Here is a 16,182-nt window from a genome sequence, read left to right as displayed (position 1 = left end):
CATTAATAAGCGAATGCAGCTGACTTTACGTCGTTTTCTGCTATTACTCATTAACAATGGTTAATTTTCACTGGTCTTCGTGACAAATCTGGCGATAATGTGCCCTCTTTTTCATCCCACCTGAGGATATTTCCCTGTGAGCAAACAAACTTTTGACCAAGTAGGGCTTAATCCAGCGCTACTAGAGACGCTTGAATCATTGAATTACACCCATATGACGCCAATTCAAGCGTTGAGCTTACCTGCGATTTTGAATCAGCGTGATGTGATTGGTCAGGGTAAAACCGGCTCAGGTAAAACGGCGGCATTTGGTCTGGGCGTATTATCCAACCTAAACGTGAAGCGCTTCCGTGTACAATCTTTGGTGTTGTGTCCAACGCGTGAACTGGCTGATCAGGTGGCAAAAGAGATCCGTACGTTAGGTCGTGGTATTCACAACATTAAAGTACTGACACTGTGTGGCGGCATGCCAATGGGACCGCAAATCGGTTCACTAGAGCATGGTGCTCATATTCTGGTGGGTACGCCAGGTCGTATTCTTGATCACCTAGAGAAAGGTCGCATTAACCTAGAAGAGCTAAACACGCTGGTTCTAGATGAAGCAGATCGCATGCTGGAAATGGGCTTCCAAGACGCCCTCGATGCGATCATTGATGCTGCGCCTAAACAACGTCAAACACTGCTATTCAGTGCGACTTTCCCAGAGAAGATCGAACAGATTGCTCAACGTATTATGCAATCACCAGAGATGATCAAAGTAGAATCGACACATGATACGTCGAGCATCGCGCAATACTTTTACAACGTTGAAGGTTCAGAAGCACGCGATGAAGCTCTGGCAAACCTACTACTGACGCACCAGCCAGAGTCAGCAGTAGTGTTCTGTAATACCAAGAAAGAAGTACAGAATGTGGCAGATGAACTGCATCACAAAGGCTTCAGTGTGGTGGACCTTCATGGCGATCTAGAACAACGTGAACGCGACCAAGCTCTGGTACAGTTTGCTAACAAGAGTGTGTCTATCCTTGTTGCAACAGACGTGGCGGCGCGTGGTTTAGACGTCGACAACCTTGATGCAGTATTTAACTTCGAACTGTCTCGTGACCCTGAAGTACACGTTCACCGTATTGGTCGTACTGGTCGTGCGGGCAGCAAAGGTCTGGCGTTCAGCTTCTTTGGTGAGAAAGATGGTCTACGTGTAGCTCGTATTGAAGAGTACCTAGATATGGATGTGGTACCAGCAACACTGCCAGCGAAATCAACTCAGCAGCCATACCAAGCGAAGATGGTGACGATTAATATCGATGGCGGTAAGAAACAGAAAGTACGTGCGGGTGACATCCTTGGCTGTTTGACTGGTAAAAATGGTATCACGGGTGCACAAGTGGGTAAGATCCAGCTAATGGCAATGCGTTCTTATGTTGCGGTAGAGAAATCTGTGGCGAAGAAAGCACTGCAAACCATCAGTAACGGTAAGATGAAAGGTCGTCAATTCCGTGCTCGTATTCTGAAGTAAGCAGGACCTCATTTAATGCAAAGGCGCTCGATATGAGCGCCTTTGTTTTTTCCTGCCTACCTGATCTTATTCATTGCCTTTCTTTAAGCGCGACTTAATGCGGCTAAGACTGATCGCGGTAATACCCAAGTAAGCGGCAATCTGGCTATCGGTGATGCGTTGTTCTAAGTCTGGATAATGCTGACAAAACAGTTGGTAGCGCTCTTCTGGTGAGTAGAGCAACATAAAGCGTTCTTTGTTTTCTTTATGCATCAGCTGCGCTTCGAGCAGCTTTAAGTAGATAGGATGCTTTTCTGAACGCCACTGATGTAGTACTTCAACCGGTAAGCAAAACAGATGACAAGGCGTCAGTGTTTCCAATAAATATGGCGAAGGCTGATTCTTGATAAGCCCTTCAAAGCCAATCACCCAGTCTTTTTCCCAGTAGAACTCTTTACTGAATTCCTTCCCTTTGTCGGTCAGATAACTGGCGTGGCACAAGCCCTCTAACACAAAGTAGATGTGCGAACTGGATTCACCTTGGTGATTGAGAATATGGCGTGTCGGCAACTCTAGCTGTTGCCCATGTTCAATTAGCTGATTCGCTTCATCTTCGAGGAAGCCATGATTGATTAAGTCAGAAAAAAGATCGCTGTGCATGTGATAACTCAGAAACGGTTTTTCTCATTCTAACGGTTTTTACTGACAACAAAAAAGCGGCTCATGAGAGCCGCTTGAAATCATTGCCAAACTTGCCTTACTTATTCAGGTCAATTTGGTAAATCGCGAAACCAACTTCGTCAGTTGCGACACGTTTCATCGGGTACTGCCCTTTCTCTTTGATGAACTGCGCAGCTTTATCACTTGGTGAGGTTTCAAAACGAACATCAAGTTTGTTATCCGATTTGATTGGTGCGAAAGACCAGTTGTTATCCGCGCTTGGTGTCACTTCGCCTTGCTCTTTACTGATGCGAGAGATGTAAGCGGCAACTACTGAACGGTTCTCATCTGGAGCATCAAACGCGATGAAGTCCGGACCAGTGCCTGGGAAGGTTGCGCTGTAAGCACGGTAGTTGTTGGTTGCGATGATGAAGTCTTGTTTTGGATCTACTGGCTTACCGTTGTAAGTCAGGTTCACGATACGCTGTGAATCTGGGTTGATCACTTTACAATCCGCATCGTACTTCGGCGGTTGAGTAACATCGATTTGGTAGTTCACACCATCAATCACGTCGAAGTTGTAAGTACGGAAGTTATCCCAGTTGATCAAAGACTGAGGTTGGGTGCTGTTAACATCAATATGATTGAACTGACCTGCACTACACTCTAGCCATTCGTGAACTTCTTTGCCTTTAACCTTCATTGCTACCAGCGTATTCGGGTATAAGTAAAGATCCGCGGCATTACGGAAAGTCAGCTGGCCGGACTCTACTTCCGTGAAGCCATTTGGATCGTCTTTACGTCCGCCGACTTTAAATGGTGCCGCTGCGCTCAATACAGGAATATCTGCAAGATCTGGGTCGCCTTGGATAAAGCGTTCCACGTAATCTTTCTGCGCTAGGTTTACGATTTGAATCGTTGGGTCATCTTGTACAAGCGCTAGGAAGCTGTACATCACGTCATTCGCTTTACCGATTGGCTGGTTGACGAATTCACGTGTGCCTTTGTGGTCATCAACCAGTGCATCCACGATGCCTTTATCTGCTTCTGCCAAAGACATCTTGTTGGCTTTATCGAAGATAGGACGCGCTTCGGATTGACCTTCAACCACTTGCCATTTGCCGTCTTTTTCTTTCAGCATTAAGTCCATTACGCCAACGTGGCTACCCCAGCGGCCTGGCATGACTGCGGTTACGCCATTAATCGTGCCTTTTGCGTTGTCGACACCTTGCAGCTTGGCAAAGTCTTTACCCGGGAACACCGCGTGAGAGTGACCAAACGCAATCGCATCAATGCCTTCAACTTCTGTAAGGTAGTAAACCGAGTTTTCAGCGCCTAGTTTGTATGGGTCAGTCGAAATGCCTGAGTGTGGGATCGCCACAATCACGTCTGCGCCTTCTTTCTTCATCTGAGGAACCAGCTTTTTCGCTGTTTCAGTGATGTCTTCAGCGAAGACTTTGCCTTCTAGATTCTTCTTATCCCATACCATGATTTGCGGTGGTACGAAGCCGATGTAACCCACTTTGATTTCGTGGCTTTGATCATCAGTGTCTTTGAACGTGTGCGTTTTAATTAGATAAGGTTTGAAGTAGTGCTCACCTGTCTTCTTGTCGAAAACGTTAGCACTAACATAAGGGAAGTTTGCACCGTCAATAGAGTTTTTCAGGAACTCAAGACCATAGTTGAATTCGTGGTTACCAATATTACCCACATCGTAATCCAGCTGGTTCATCGCTTTGTATACCGGGTGGATTTCGCCTGCGTTAACCCCTTTTGCTGCCATGTAATCGCCCATCGGGCTGCCTTGAATCAAGTCGCCATTGTCGACTAAAACACTGTTCACGGCTTCTTCACGAGCTTGCTTTACCAGTGTTGCTGCACGGCTAAGACCAATTTGCTGAGAAGGCTGGTCTTTGTAGTAGTCGTAATCCATCACATTGGTGTGAATGTCGGTGGTTTCGATAATACGTAACTTGATGGTGTCCGCCATTGCTGGGCTAGCAAGTGCTAACATGCCACCCAAAACTGCGACGGATAGAGGATTAACAGCCATTTTCATGAAGTGCTCCAATTTAATGGGATAGGGAAGTGTGGCGTACTGTAACAAACTTTTATGTGACGAAACGATTGCTGGAGAGAAAATTGTGATAATTAGATAAGAAATAGCCTAACAATATTCTAGTGTGTTTGCTTTTTGTGCAAATTAGAATGAGACCAAACCAAAGCTTCTTAGCAGTTTTTTGAATAAAAAATGAAATTTTAGAATTTCAGGTAATATAGCCAGGCAGCCATAATGCTGCTCATACCGATATCAATGGATGATGAGCAAGCACATGGCAGTGAACGATTCAGTAACGACTCTCCCAATCAATAAGCCTCGGCTGGTTTCGAATAACCAAGCTGCTGATCTTCCCCGTTTCAGCAAACAATCTCTTCAACCGGGTGAAGTTGCCCTTGTCGGTGCAGGTCCGGGCGACCCAGAGCTATTAACGCTTAAAGCGCTTAACTGCCTGCAACAAGCTGACGTTGTGCTATACGACTATCTAGTGTCTGACGAGATCATGGCGTTAATCCCAAGCGAAACCATTTTGGTATGCGTTGGTAAACGTGCGGGTCACCACAGTGTGCCGCAAGAGAAGACCAACCAACTGCTGGTGGATTTTGCTAAGCAAGGCTACAAAGTGGTACGCATTAAAGGTGGCGATCCATTTGTGTTTGGCCGTGGTGGTGAAGAGCTGGAAGTCTTGGCAGACGCCGGCGTGCGTTTCCAAGTCGTTCCGGGCATTACTGCCGCTGCGGGTGCAACCGCTTATGCCGGAATTCCGCTGACGCATCGTGATTACGCGCAATCAGCACTGTTTGTCACCGGTCATCTGAAAGAAGAAAGTGATGACATGGACTGGTCGACACTAGCTCGTGGGAATCAGACTTTAGTGATCTACATGGGACTGATGAAATCACACTATATTCAGAATCAGCTCATCAAACATGGTAGGGCAGCCTCAACCCCTATCGCCATCATCGAGCGCGGTACGCAAATCCAGCAAAAAGTTTTCACCGGAGAACTTTCTCAACTATCTGAATTATCTAAAGAAGCTCAAGCTCCGTCTTTGATTGTTGTCGGCGAAGTTGTGCGTCTATCTCAAAAGTTGGACTGGTTTTTGTCTAGTACTGAATTCAACAAAAGTGCTATTGCCAGCTCCATATAATTTCAGACAAAAAATTAGGGACTAATGAGCCTTCAAGCTTAAAAAGGAAAGACAAAACATGGACCAACAACGTTTAACTCACCTTAAACAGCTCGAAGCGGAGAGTATTCATATCATCCGTGAAGTTGCTGCTGAGTTCGATAACCCAGTCATGATGTATTCGATTGGTAAAGATTCATCAGTTATGTTGCATCTTGCGCGTAAAGCCTTCTATCCGGGCAAAATTCCATTCCCTTTATTGCACGTTGATACGGATTGGAAATTTCGCGAGATGATCGAGTTTCGTGACCGTACCGCTGAGAAGTATGGCTTTGAGCTTTTGGTTCATAAGAACCCAGAAGGTCTAGCAATGGGCTGTAGTCCATTTGTACACGGCTCTTCTAAGCATACTGACATCATGAAGACTCAAGGTTTGAAGCAAGCTCTGAACAAGTACGGTTTTGATGCAGCATTCGGTGGTGCACGTCGTGATGAAGAGAAGTCTCGTGCAAAAGAACGCGTGTACTCATTCCGTGATAAGAACCATACCTGGGATCCGAAAAACCAACGTCCGGAGCTTTGGAAAACATACAACGGTCAAGTAAACAAGGGGGAGAGCATTCGCGTGTTCCCACTTTCAAACTGGACTGAGCTGGATATCTGGCAATACATCTACCTAGAAAACATCGAGATCGTGCCTCTGTACCTTGCAGACAAGCGACCGGTTGTTGAGCGTGATGGCATGCTGATCATGGTAGACGATGACCGCATGGAGCTAGAACCAGGTGAAGTGATTGAAGAGAAGAGTGTACGTTTCCGTACTTTGGGTTGTTACCCGCTGACTGGCGCGATTGAGTCTGAAGCAAACACGCTAACAGGCATCATCGAAGAAATGCTGGTGGCAACCTCAAGTGAGCGCCAAGGTCGTGCGATCGACCACGATCAGTCAGGATCGATGGAGCTTAAGAAACGTCAAGGTTACTTCTAAAGGATCTAAGGAAAGATAATGAACAGTGCAGTTGAAGCTCAATTAGCCGAGCTTGGTATTGAAGGCTATTTAAAACAACACCAGTACAAGTCGTTACTTAGATTCCTGACTTGTGGCTCGGTAGATGACGGTAAAAGTACCCTAATCGGTCGCTTACTCCACGACTCAAAACAAATTTATGAAGATCAGCTAGCGGCAGTTCACTCGGATAGCCAACGCGTAGGCACCACGGGTGAAAAGCCAGATTTGGCATTGCTGGTAGATGGTCTACAAGCAGAGCGCGAGCAGGGCATCACCATTGATGTGGCTTACCGTTACTTCTCGACGCAGAAGCGTAAGTTCATCATTGCTGATACACCAGGGCATGAGCAGTACACGCGTAACATGGCAACAGGCGCATCGACCTGTGATTTGGCTGTGATTCTGGTTGATGCACGCAAAGGTGTGTTGGACCAAACGCGTCGTCACTCATTCATTTCTAACCTACTGGGTTTGAAACATTTCGTTGTAGCGATCAACAAAATGGACTTGGTGGACTATTCACAAGAACGTTTTGAAGAGATCCGCGATGAATACTTACAGTTCTCAGAGAACCTAGTGGGTGAGACGGATATCCAGATCATTCCGTTGTCAGCGCTAGAAGGCGACAACGTAGTAGAGAAAGGACAGAACCTAAGCTGGTTCGAAGGTCCATCTCTGCTTGAGCTACTTGAGATTGTTGACGTTGACCACGAGAAAGGCAAAGGCGACTTCCGTTTCCCTGTTCAGTATGTAAACCGTCCTAACCTCGATTTTCGTGGTTTTGCGGGCACGATTTCATCAGGCTCAGTGAAAGTAGGTGATGCGATTAAGGCGCTGCCATCAGGTAAAACCTCAACCGTAGCACGCATCGTGACCTTTGATGGTGATGTACAGGAAGCACAAGCAGGTCTGGCTGTGACCTTGACTCTAAATGACGAAATCGACATCAGTCGTGGTGATTTATTGGTACTAGAAAATGCGCAAGTAGAATCAACCAACCACTTGTTGGCTGACGTTGTGTGGATGACAGAGCAACCGCTGCAACCGGGTCGTGATTACGACATTAAGATTGCTGGTAAGAAGACGGTGGGTCACGTTGAAGCGATTCGTCACCAGTACGACATCAACAACCTTTCGACTCACGGCGCAGCGGAGTTGCCGCTTAACGGCATTGGCTTGTGTGAGTGGTCGCTGAACGAATCTGTCGCGTTGGATAACTACCAAGATTGTGCCGATACCGGCGGCTTCATCATCATCGATCGTCTAACCAATGTAACGGTTGGGGCGGGCATGGTGAAAGAAAGCTTGGCGGCTGTTGAGCGTGGTCTTGCGGATGTTTCTGCGTTCGAGCTTGAACTCAATGCTCTCGTTCGTAAGCACTTCCCACACTGGGAAGCCAAAGATCTAAGCCAGTTACTGAAGAAGTAATTTGGTTCATCAAGCCTGATGGGGTTGCGAAACCCGTCAGGCTGATTTCCCCCGAATCCAGGATGCTCCGGAAGCCCAAGAAACCGAGCATTCTGGCGTTCTTTTTCGCTTGCTTTGCTTTTTTGTCTGGTTACTCGTTTGTCACTCCGTGCAGCTAAGTTTGCACGAGTTGTTGTGCCCGTATTGGGTTTATTGGTAAGGATTGGCTATGTGGGAACAAGGATTTGTATTAGCGATTTTGCTTGGCATTATCACTTGTTTACTCGTAACCAAACTTAAACCAAGTTATGTCTTTGCTGGCGCTGCCTTTATTGCTTTTATGGCTGGTATGTTAGAGCTCAATACCATTGCGGCAAACTTTACTAACTCTTCACTTCTGACCTTAGTGCTATTAATTCTTGCATCAAGCGCATTAGAAAAAACGTTATTAATTAGTTGGGTCAGTCGCAGTATTTCTGAAGGTAATCTGGGTAGTGTTATTGCCAAATTAGGCTTTTCTACTGCTTTGCTTTCTTCTTTCACTAACAATACAGCGGTGGTGGTGTCATTAATTGGTGCCATAAAACGTAATCAACAGCACGCGCCTTCTAAGCTTTTAATTCCCCTTTCTTATGCGGCGATTTTTGGTGGCACGCTGACGCTGATTGGTACCTCGACCAATTTAATCATCAACAGCTTTGTTGAGGATGCGGGCTTACCAAGCCTGAATTTCTTTACTCCGACTATGATTGGTTTGGCGGTGCTGGTGGGCGGAGTACTTATTCTTATTCCGCTGAGTTATTTATTGCCAAACTATGATGACCAAAGCCAAGAAGATTTACCTTACTTCTTAGAATCTCGAGTTGAACCAGGATCGCCATTGGTTGGACGTACTATCACGGAAAACAACTTACGCGCACTGAGAAAACTATTCTTGGCTGAAGTGATACGCGATGGTGTCAGTGTTCCGTCTGTCGGGCCTGACTTTGTCCTCAATGCCAAAGACCGACTGCTGTTTTGTGGCGATGTAGAGAGCGTGGCGACGCTACAGGAAATCCCTGGTTTAACGTTGTTTGGCCATCAACACCTCAATGGTCAGAATTTTATGGAAGTGGTGGTGAGTTCATCGGCGACTTTCTGCCATAAAACACTTAAAGAGAGTCGCTTCCGTGATCGCTTCGATGCCGTTGTGGTAGCAATTCGTCGTGGCCATGAGCGTCTTGAAGGTGGCTTAGGCAACATTACCTTAGCTGCGGGTGATACGTTAGTTTTGGTTCCCGGTAAGCGCTTTGAGACGGAACGCCGCGCGCATCGAAAAGAGTTTGTGTTGGTGAACGATCTGGATTCGAGTGCACGCTTGGATGCCAACAAATCTGCCTTGGTGTTGTTTGGCTTTGCTGCAGTGATTGGCTGTGCACTGCTGGAACTCGTACCTATTATCAAAGGTCTGGCGGCGTATTTGATTGCGCTACTTGCCTTTGGCGTGATTCAACTTTCCGAACTTCGTCGTCGCTTCCCAATTGATATCGTGGTGATTGTGGGTTCAGCGTTATCTATTGCGCAATTGATGATTTCATCCGGCTTATCGGTGCGTATGGGGAATATGTTTATCGAAGCCTTTAATGGCTGGGGCGTGTTTGGCGCTTTAGTCGCCACTTACATCATGACTTTGGTGTTAACTGAGTTGGTGACCAACAATGCGGCGGCAGCGCTGTCTTTCCCTATTGGCTACAGTATGGCGGTAGGTTATGGCGTTGACCCAATGCCTTTCATAATGGCGGTGCTGTTTGGCGCCAGTGCCAGTTTTATTTCTCCTTACGGATACCAAACCAACCTGTTGGTGTACAGCGTAGGGAATTACAAATTGACCGATTATGTGCGAATTGGCGTGCCGATTTCCATCGTGTATTCAGTGTTAGTTCTGACGCTGATTCCGGTCTTCTTTCCGTTTTAATCTGTAAATTTACAAGGATACGTTATGGCTGCCGAAACTCCGGTAAAAGATGAAAACATCGTTTGGCATCAGCATTCGGTTGATAAACAGTTTCGTGCTGGATTAAAAAAGCAGAAGCCTGCGGTACTTTGGTTTACTGGGCTATCTGGTGCAGGCAAATCAACAGTAGCAGGCGCATTGGAAAATCGCTTAGCCGAACTGGGTTATCACACTTATTTGCTTGATGGCGACAATGTTCGTCATGGCTTGTGTAGCGATTTAGGTTTTTCTGAGCAAGATCGCCGCGAGAACATTCGCCGTATTGGTGAGTTGGCGAAACTGATGGCTGATGCTGGTTTGATTGTTCTGTCGGCGTTTATTTCTCCTCATCGTGCTGAGCGTCAATTGGTGCGTGATCTGCTGCCTGAAGGTGAGTTTATTGAAGTGTTCGTCAATGCCTCTTTAGAAGTGTGTGAAGGTCGCGATCCGAAAGGTTTGTACAAAAAAGCACGCGCAGGTGAAATCCCGAATTTCACCGGTATTGACTCAGAATACCAAGCACCAGCAAACCCAGAAATTGATTTGCCAGCGGGCGAAAAGAGTGTCGAAGAGCTGGTGGAGTTGTGTTTAATCGACCTTAAACAACGCGGCGTGATCCGATAAAAAAGCATTTGGATCATAGGTGGCCAAAAAGTCGTTGTGCAGTCCAAAGAGCTTTTGGATCATAGGTGACCAAAAGCTCTTTTTGCTGTACTAAACAGTATGATTTACCGTAGGTGTCGCTTCGCTATGAACACTAAACTTATGATTTAAAAGCGCTAACATCTGATCGTAGTACTGACTGTTAGTTTTGTTGCCAAGTAGCTTACATAACTCATTGCCTGTTGGAGTAAAGCGGTAGTACAGCAGGCGCACACCTTTTGTGTTCACCTGTAGTGACAAGTTCTTGCCTTGATACGTGAGCATTAACGGCGTTTCAATGCCAATCTCTCCAGACTCTAATTCGGTGCTGTGTAGTAGCCCCAATTCAATCAACACTAGTAAACTCGAATAAGGAAGCTGGAAGCTCCCCATATTCAGACTGTTGGTTGTATCTCGTTTACCAAAACTGAATATGCCACCATGCGCTTTATATCCAATAAGAAGTTTACGACTGTTATCTCCCCCAAAGCTACAGGCTAATGAAGATGCTCGTTGGAGAATTTGTGCTTCTTTAGGAGTCATGTCCTTCAGCACTTTGAGCGCTTTCATTGATGTTGAGCCTGGGTTGGTTACCTCACGTTTTAATACTTGAGCCCAGAGTTTTTGCATTGAGCTGTTGTGTATATCTTGTGCCATATCAAAGAAGCGATATAACCAATCTTGGTCTGGATCCCCAGCGGTCTCATCCCGACACGATGTATGAGCAAGCTTTAATATCTGTTCTAGATTCTTTTGTCTTTGCTCTTGTCGTCTTTGTTCTCGTAGTTGGGCTCGTTCTATTGCAGACTTGGCTGGTGGATCGCTTTGTAATAACGCATCTAAGCCATAAGTCTGTGCAATTGTTTGAACTCGACTTGCACTGTCTTTGATGTAGCTTGATTTTTTATCGTGTGCTTGATGAGTTGAGGAACTCGCATCGTGCTCGATGACGACGGGTTGTTTGATGGATTCTGCCATATGCTGATGCCCTACCAAGAACTTGCGTTTTATGCCTTTGTCAATTTACACCGATAAATGTTGTGCGACCAGAGAGGCATGTCCGGTATTTACAGAATAAAGGCTATTCAAAATGATAATGACTTGTTAAAATTGTTATCGTTATTTTGGAGGGGTGATGAAATATTCAGATGCAAGTAAACTGAAAAAACACCTGTCGATAGTGCTACTTTTGGTTTTGTATGTTGGCGTTTTAGCGTATTTATCTCGCTACATAGTGTAACTTGCAGACATAAAAAAGGCGCCGAATCGACGCCTTGGTGTATCTATTCAATTAAGTAAACAAGCTACATGTCATCGTAGGCTTCGATCGCTGTGCCTTCAATGACATAACCGGTTTCTGCCAATTCGTGGCTGATGGTCTCGGTTTTTAAGGTCCCCACCACATAAATGACATCCCATAGCTCCTGTACTGGGGCGCCTTTCGGGAATTTTACATAAATGATTTGGTTTGGCGGTGGCGGCGGAACGTGGATACAAGCGCCAAAGTACGGTACCAGTAGGAATTCTGTCACTGTATTCGCATCGCCTTCTAAAGGGATCACGAAGCCAGGAATCTTCACCTCACTACCGTTCAGTTCCGAACGAACATTGCCAATCTTTGACTGTTGAGCCGCACCACCACTGTGATCGGAGGCTGGCATACCCACACTATCAAACATTTTCCGTTCAGCTTCTGGTACAAGATCTATCCAATCAAGTGTCAGAGCTTCATCACTGGCCATGACTGGCGCAGTAAACGAAATCACTAGCAAGCAGCTCGCGAGTATTTTTTTCCACATTTTTACTAGATCCTTATTGTCATCCCATCACTGAGCGATTGTCGGTAAGCGCGGAATGCAGGGATGAAGCCAATCACAATACCGGCACATTGTACCAAGCCAAGTAGCATCCACTCATAAGGAGAGAGCGCCGTTAATGTAAGATGTATACCATAGCTTTGTTGGATTATCGGTTGCAATAGGGCAAGTATGGAATACAAACCAGCTACACCAGTAATGATGCCTGCAAAAGTCAGCAAACTTGCTTCACTGATCAGTAGTGAAAAGACATGTCTTGGCCTTGCGCCCATAGCACGTAGTATTGCCATTTCACGGCGGCGCTCTTGTAAGCTTGTCAGTAGGCTACTCAGCATCCCAAGCAAGCCCGCGACGACCACAAAGCCAGAGACCGCCATCAGCGCTTGCTCTGCAACCGACATCATGCCCCATAATTCATGCAAAGCGACACCTGGCATGATGGCGCTAAGTGGCTCTTTTGGATAAGTATTGATTTGTCTTTGTAGAGCAAAAGTTTGAATGCGTGACTTCAAGCCGACCAACATGGCAGTGATCTGCTTAGGTTGGAAGTCTCTGCTTTTGAGGTCTTCTGCTTTTGGTGTTGGTCCTAAGCGTGCTCCACTTTCCCAACCAACGTGAATTGCTTCAATCGCTTCGAGCGATACATGTACGGTTTTATCAACGGGCGTACCTGTAGGCTCCAGAATACCGACGACTTTAAATGGCAAATTATCGTGACGACTAAAACCAACATCACTGATGCCATGGGCAATGATGATTTCGCTGCCGATGTTATAGCCGAGCTGCTTCGCAACGTCAGAACCGAGAACTGTTTCAAATAAGCCATTGAATTCTTTGCCTTCAGAGAAGGTTAGTGGTTGCTTACTTCCGTACTTGTAATGCTCGAAATAACTGTGGTTGGTCCCCATGACTCGGAAGCCTTTGTGCGAATCACCCAACGAGATTGGAATTGCCCAGTCTACAGCGCGGTGGTGAGCAAACTCTTGGTAACTCTTCCAGTCAATATTGTTGGTGGCATTGCCGATTCTGAATACTGAGTACAGCAGCAAATTCACTTGCCCCGAGCGGCCTCCGACAATTAAGTCTGTGCCAGAAATGGTGTTAGCGAAGCTGTCTTTTGCTTGGGTTCGAATACGTTCAACTCCCAATAAAAGGACAACCGAAATTGCGACGGTCATGATGGTGAGAATGGCCGTCGCTTTGCGGTTCATCAGGCTTTTCCAAGCGAGCTTTACAACGGCACTCATGATTCGCCTCCTAGGGTCTTCGCTTGATTGATGTCAGGCAGATTAAGTGTTCTGTCGAACAAAGATTCTAGAGTTGGGTCATGGCTGACAAAAACCAGCGTGGCATTGGCAAGGTTGGCTTGCTCCATTAGTAGTTCAATAAATGCTTTGCGGTTGTCATGGTCCAGTGCGGATGTTGGCTCATCGGCAATCACCAGTTCAGGTTGACCGATCAAAGCACGCGCTGCAGCGACACGTTGCTGTTGGCCAATACTCAGCTCCGAAACGGGTTTGTCATGCAGTTCTTTTGGTAAACGTAAACGCTCTAGTAGTGTTGTTGCTTGTTCTTCCAGTGATGCTATTGAAGCATTGAGAGCAACACGGTCGCGGCGAACTTTACTGAACTGACATGGAATTAGGACGTTCTCTATCACATTTAGATAAGGCAACAAATTGAATTGTTGGAAGATATAGCCAATGTGATCGGCACGAAATTTGTCTCTTTGACTTGCCCTTAGGCTAGCAATATCAGTATTTAATACCGACAGTGAACCGGATGTGAGTGTATTGATGCCTGTTAACAGAGCAAGCAGAGTTGATTTACCACAGCCGCTCGGGCCTTTGATAAATACATGCTCGCCTTGAGCAATGTGTAACTGTGGGATATGGATGGTTGCGTTTTCTGAGCCGGGCCAGACAAACTGGGCATTATGCAGCTCAACAACGTTTGACGTGGTTTCAGTCATAATAAATCACCAAAGCAATGGCGTGTAAGTGATTACTTACACGCCATATAAGTTATTTAATTGCGATCTTAGTGTTGTCTTTGCTTAGGTTGGTCGCAGACTGAGTTGTGTCAGTGAACAAGTTAACGCTGATTGATTCTGTTGCCGGGAACAGTTTGAACCAAGTGGTATCAATGCTGTTTAGGTCAGCAACTGAATCACAGTGGTAGCGATATTCAGCCGTAAACTCGCCGTGGCCGCCGTGTTCATGATCGTGACCCTCGTGCTCGTCGTGATGCTCATGGCCTTCATGATCGTGATGGTCATCATGTGCGTGTTCATCATGCTCATGCTCGCTATGCTTTTCATGATCATGTTTGTCGTGTTCATGCCCATCGTGGTCATGTTTATCATGATCGTGGCCTTCATGGTCGTGGTGATCATGACCTTCATGAGAGTCTTGGCTAAGTGTGTGAGATACGTGAACATCTTCAATCACACATTTCGCTTGTTTGTTGATAGCAAATAGCTTGCCTGTATCTTTTAGCGCAGCAATCGCTTGTTTAAGTGCTTGCTCTTGCTCTGCATTTTCTGGTGCGTGCTCAAAGCCAACAACGTCTGCACCTGGAGAAGTGATTTCAATCAGCAGGTCTTTACCATCTTGAGCAATATTGAATTCTACGTGACCGTGCACATGCGCTTCGTGTTGACGGTATTCCTCTGCGTTTGCAGTTGCTGTTAGTGATAGTCCGATAACAAGAGCTAGAGCGTGTTTAGAAGGCATTATCTTTTCCTAATTTGCTTAATTTTTTATTTGGTTGCTTTTTAAATCATAGGGTTAGCAACCCGTTTAATTTCTAGTATGGGGGCTTCTTAAGTTTAGGCAAATATAGGCGGTGCGCGTGCAGTGTAGCGTACATCACTGACGTGAAACTGTGTTTCGATACAGTCAGAATACGTCGAACGCTGGTAAGTTGGGGGGAGAAGTTCTGGTTGAGCCTTAGCTAAGCCATGATGTGAGCCAGCAAACATCTGGCAATGATGATGGCTATGGTGCTCTGGAATGAGATCAAGTTGATGTGCGATGGTGGCAAAGTTCCATGCAAGCAGTAACGCAACACTGAGTAATACAACAGTGCGACGCCAATGATGTGTGGTTACTTGCCAGCGAGGGGACATCTTAAAACCTGAAACGATACCTGGTGTTATAATATAACACCCATTTTCGCGAAAAGTTCACTCTTTTGTTGCGACTAGAGAAATTATCTTATGTGAAATAATAGCTTACGTTCATGAAGGGGAGGTGCTCCTTGCTTATTGTCTGCAAGGAGCTGAGGTGCATTAGATGTTTTCTTGGATCAAGCCAAGTACTTGGTTGATTTCATCAGAGGTTAGAGCGCCTTCTTTGACGAACAAGATCTTACCTTGCTTGTCTTGCACTACGATTGCAGAACTCTCTTCTTGCAAAGCCCAAGTGTTTGCCACCACGCCATTTTCATCAAGTACCATTGATGACCAAGGGAATTCTTGTTTGCTGTCTTGTGCTGATGATTTTACAAATGATCCAGTACCCCAAACCGCATCATCTTGGTTGATGATGGTTGTCGTTTGGTAAGCACCTTCTGGGAATTTCGCTTCAGTTAGCGCGGTCATTAGCGGCGCGTTCATTGCTTTTGAACTGCTGCGGCCTGCGATTGCATGAATGACATGGACTTTACCTAGCATTTGTTGTGTTGCCCAAGGTTGGTAGGCTACCCCTTCACCTTGCATTACGATCTCTCCGTAAGCATCAACTTTAACGGTAGGGACGCTTTCCCCCATTGAGAGGTTGTGAGCAAGTGCTAAGCTTGGCGCAAGAGCAAAAAAAATAGGGAGGAGAGTCTTAGTTTTCATATTGTTATGTTCCGTATGGGTTGCGAGACTTTCCAAGTATATACTTACAGTGAATAAAAATGTAGAACCATTTATAACAATTATTTAACGTACGATGTGCAAAATAGTTGCGATAGTGAGGATTTTTGTTAGAATGAACTCAGTCGCA

The 16,182-nt window shown here is 45.9% G+C and carries 15 protein-coding genes; 6 read left to right on the top strand and 9 right to left on the bottom strand.

Features of this window, described 5'->3' with window-relative positions; all coding sequences use genetic code 11:
- The first annotated feature begins 136 nt into the window (after nucleotides 1-136).
- Nucleotides 137-1,516 carry an ATP-dependent RNA helicase DbpA gene (dbpA, locus tag BSZ04_RS22085; RefSeq protein ID WP_005430562.1) on the top strand — a complete coding sequence of 460 codons (1,380 nt, stop codon included), beginning with the start codon at nucleotides 137-139 and terminating at the stop codon, nucleotides 1,514-1,516.
- Between the two features lie 66 nt (nucleotides 1,517-1,582).
- Here the strand turns inward: dbpA and BSZ04_RS22080 are convergent, their stop codons facing one another.
- Together BSZ04_RS22080 and cpdB are read right to left on the bottom strand one after the other, a co-directional pair.
- Nucleotides 1,583-2,155 (bottom strand): Crp/Fnr family transcriptional regulator, encoded by a 573-nt coding sequence (locus BSZ04_RS22080; protein WP_077201137.1) that lies wholly within the window; start codon nucleotides 2,153-2,155, stop codon nucleotides 1,583-1,585.
- Between the two features lie 97 nt (nucleotides 2,156-2,252).
- Nucleotides 2,253-4,214, bottom strand: a complete 1,962-nt coding sequence (gene cpdB / locus BSZ04_RS22075) for a 2',3'-cyclic-nucleotide 2'-phosphodiesterase (RefSeq protein WP_162531083.1) — start codon at nucleotides 4,212-4,214, stop codon at nucleotides 2,253-2,255.
- Nucleotides 4,215-4,488: 274 nt separating this feature from the next.
- On the opposite strand from cpdB, the gene cobA reads away from it, so the two are divergent.
- The 5 genes from cobA (at nucleotide 4,489) to cysC (ending at nucleotide 10,355) form a co-directional block, all read left to right on the top strand.
- Complete coding sequence (gene cobA / locus BSZ04_RS22070) at nucleotides 4,489-5,364, top strand: uroporphyrinogen-III C-methyltransferase (RefSeq protein ID WP_045402724.1); 876 nt, start codon at nucleotides 4,489-4,491, stop codon at nucleotides 5,362-5,364.
- A gap of 58 nt (nucleotides 5,365-5,422) precedes the next feature.
- Nucleotides 5,423-6,331, top strand: a complete 909-nt coding sequence (gene cysD, locus BSZ04_RS22065) for a sulfate adenylyltransferase subunit CysD (RefSeq protein WP_005450539.1) — start codon at nucleotides 5,423-5,425, stop codon at nucleotides 6,329-6,331.
- 18 nt (nucleotides 6,332-6,349) lie between these two features.
- Nucleotides 6,350-7,780, top strand: coding sequence for a sulfate adenylyltransferase subunit CysN (gene cysN / locus BSZ04_RS22060; protein WP_088881381.1), 1,431 nt, complete (start codon nucleotides 6,350-6,352; stop codon nucleotides 7,778-7,780).
- Nucleotides 7,781-7,988: 208 nt separating this feature from the next.
- Nucleotides 7,989-9,713 carry an SLC13 family permease gene (locus tag BSZ04_RS22055; RefSeq protein WP_010445401.1) on the top strand — a complete coding sequence of 575 codons (1,725 nt, stop codon included), beginning with the start codon at nucleotides 7,989-7,991 and terminating at the stop codon, nucleotides 9,711-9,713.
- Between the two features lie 24 nt (nucleotides 9,714-9,737).
- Complete coding sequence (gene cysC / locus BSZ04_RS22050; RefSeq protein ID WP_038885354.1) at nucleotides 9,738-10,355, top strand: adenylyl-sulfate kinase; 618 nt, start codon at nucleotides 9,738-9,740, stop codon at nucleotides 10,353-10,355.
- Nucleotides 10,356-10,445: 90 nt separating this feature from the next.
- Here cysC and BSZ04_RS22045 read toward each other — a convergent pair whose 3' ends face one another.
- From BSZ04_RS22045 to BSZ04_RS22015, 7 genes are all read right to left on the bottom strand, one after another.
- A complete protein-coding gene (locus BSZ04_RS22045; protein WP_088881380.1) occupies nucleotides 10,446-11,351 on the bottom strand; it encodes a TIGR03899 family protein in 906 nt (301 codons plus the stop codon).
- Nucleotides 11,352-11,677: 326 nt separating this feature from the next.
- Nucleotides 11,678-12,172: a DUF3299 domain-containing protein gene (locus tag BSZ04_RS22040; protein ID WP_010445406.1), complete on the bottom strand. Its 495-nt coding sequence runs from the start codon at nucleotides 12,170-12,172 to the stop codon at nucleotides 11,678-11,680.
- Between the two features lie 5 nt (nucleotides 12,173-12,177).
- Nucleotides 12,178-13,437 (bottom strand): ABC transporter permease, encoded by a 1,260-nt coding sequence (locus BSZ04_RS22035; RefSeq protein WP_010445407.1) that lies wholly within the window; start codon nucleotides 13,435-13,437, stop codon nucleotides 12,178-12,180.
- Complete coding sequence (locus BSZ04_RS22030; protein WP_010445409.1) at nucleotides 13,434-14,162, bottom strand: ABC transporter ATP-binding protein; 729 nt, start codon at nucleotides 14,160-14,162, stop codon at nucleotides 13,434-13,436. The genes BSZ04_RS22035 and BSZ04_RS22030 overlap by 4 nt, the downstream gene beginning before the upstream one ends.
- A 52-nt stretch (nucleotides 14,163-14,214) precedes the next feature.
- Nucleotides 14,215-14,925 (bottom strand): zinc uptake protein ZrgA, encoded by a 711-nt coding sequence (gene zrgA, locus BSZ04_RS22025; RefSeq protein ID WP_045386405.1) that lies wholly within the window; start codon nucleotides 14,923-14,925, stop codon nucleotides 14,215-14,217.
- Nucleotides 14,926-15,020: 95 nt separating this feature from the next.
- Nucleotides 15,021-15,320, bottom strand: coding sequence for a DUF2607 family protein (locus tag BSZ04_RS22020; protein WP_038885351.1), 300 nt, complete (start codon nucleotides 15,318-15,320; stop codon nucleotides 15,021-15,023).
- A gap of 162 nt (nucleotides 15,321-15,482) precedes the next feature.
- Nucleotides 15,483-16,034 (bottom strand): YtfJ family protein, encoded by a 552-nt coding sequence (locus BSZ04_RS22015; RefSeq protein WP_088881379.1) that lies wholly within the window; start codon nucleotides 16,032-16,034, stop codon nucleotides 15,483-15,485.
- Nucleotides 16,035-16,182: the final 148 nt, after the last annotated feature.

The organism is Vibrio rotiferianus, assembly GCF_002214395.1.
GTDB classification, from domain to species: domain Bacteria; phylum Pseudomonadota; class Gammaproteobacteria; order Enterobacterales; family Vibrionaceae; genus Vibrio; species Vibrio rotiferianus.
This window is presented reverse-complemented; position numbering and strand designations above follow the sequence as displayed.

Bases quoted from the DNA above. Each gene is read 5' to 3' on its own strand.
- BSZ04_RS22080 (WP_077201137.1), bottom strand. From the start codon at position 2,155: ATGCACAGCGATCTTTTTTCTGACTTAATCAATCATGGCTTCCTCGAA.
- cpdB (WP_162531083.1), bottom strand. From the start codon at position 4,214: ATGAAAATGGCTGTTAATCCTCTATCCGTCGCAGTTTTGGGTGGCATG.
- cobA (WP_045402724.1), top strand. From the start codon at position 4,489: ATGGCAGTGAACGATTCAGTAACGACTCTCCCAATCAATAAGCCTCGG.
- cysD (WP_005450539.1), top strand. From the start codon at position 5,423: ATGGACCAACAACGTTTAACTCACCTTAAACAGCTCGAAGCGGAGAGT.
- cysN (WP_088881381.1), top strand. From the start codon at position 6,350: ATGAACAGTGCAGTTGAAGCTCAATTAGCCGAGCTTGGTATTGAAGGC.
- BSZ04_RS22055 (WP_010445401.1), top strand. From the start codon at position 7,989: ATGTGGGAACAAGGATTTGTATTAGCGATTTTGCTTGGCATTATCACT.
- cysC (WP_038885354.1), top strand. From the start codon at position 9,738: ATGGCTGCCGAAACTCCGGTAAAAGATGAAAACATCGTTTGGCATCAG.
- BSZ04_RS22045 (WP_088881380.1), bottom strand. From the start codon at position 11,351: ATGGCAGAATCCATCAAACAACCCGTCGTCATCGAGCACGATGCGAGT.
- BSZ04_RS22040 (WP_010445406.1), bottom strand. From the start codon at position 12,172: ATGTGGAAAAAAATACTCGCGAGCTGCTTGCTAGTGATTTCGTTTACT.
- BSZ04_RS22035 (WP_010445407.1), bottom strand. From the start codon at position 13,437: ATGAGTGCCGTTGTAAAGCTCGCTTGGAAAAGCCTGATGAACCGCAAA.
- BSZ04_RS22030 (WP_010445409.1), bottom strand. From the start codon at position 14,162: ATGACTGAAACCACGTCAAACGTTGTTGAGCTGCATAATGCCCAGTTT.
- zrgA (WP_045386405.1), bottom strand. From the start codon at position 14,925: ATGCCTTCTAAACACGCTCTAGCTCTTGTTATCGGACTATCACTAACA.
- BSZ04_RS22020 (WP_038885351.1), bottom strand. From the start codon at position 15,320: ATGTCCCCTCGCTGGCAAGTAACCACACATCATTGGCGTCGCACTGTT.
- BSZ04_RS22015 (WP_088881379.1), bottom strand. From the start codon at position 16,034: ATGAAAACTAAGACTCTCCTCCCTATTTTTTTTGCTCTTGCGCCAAGC.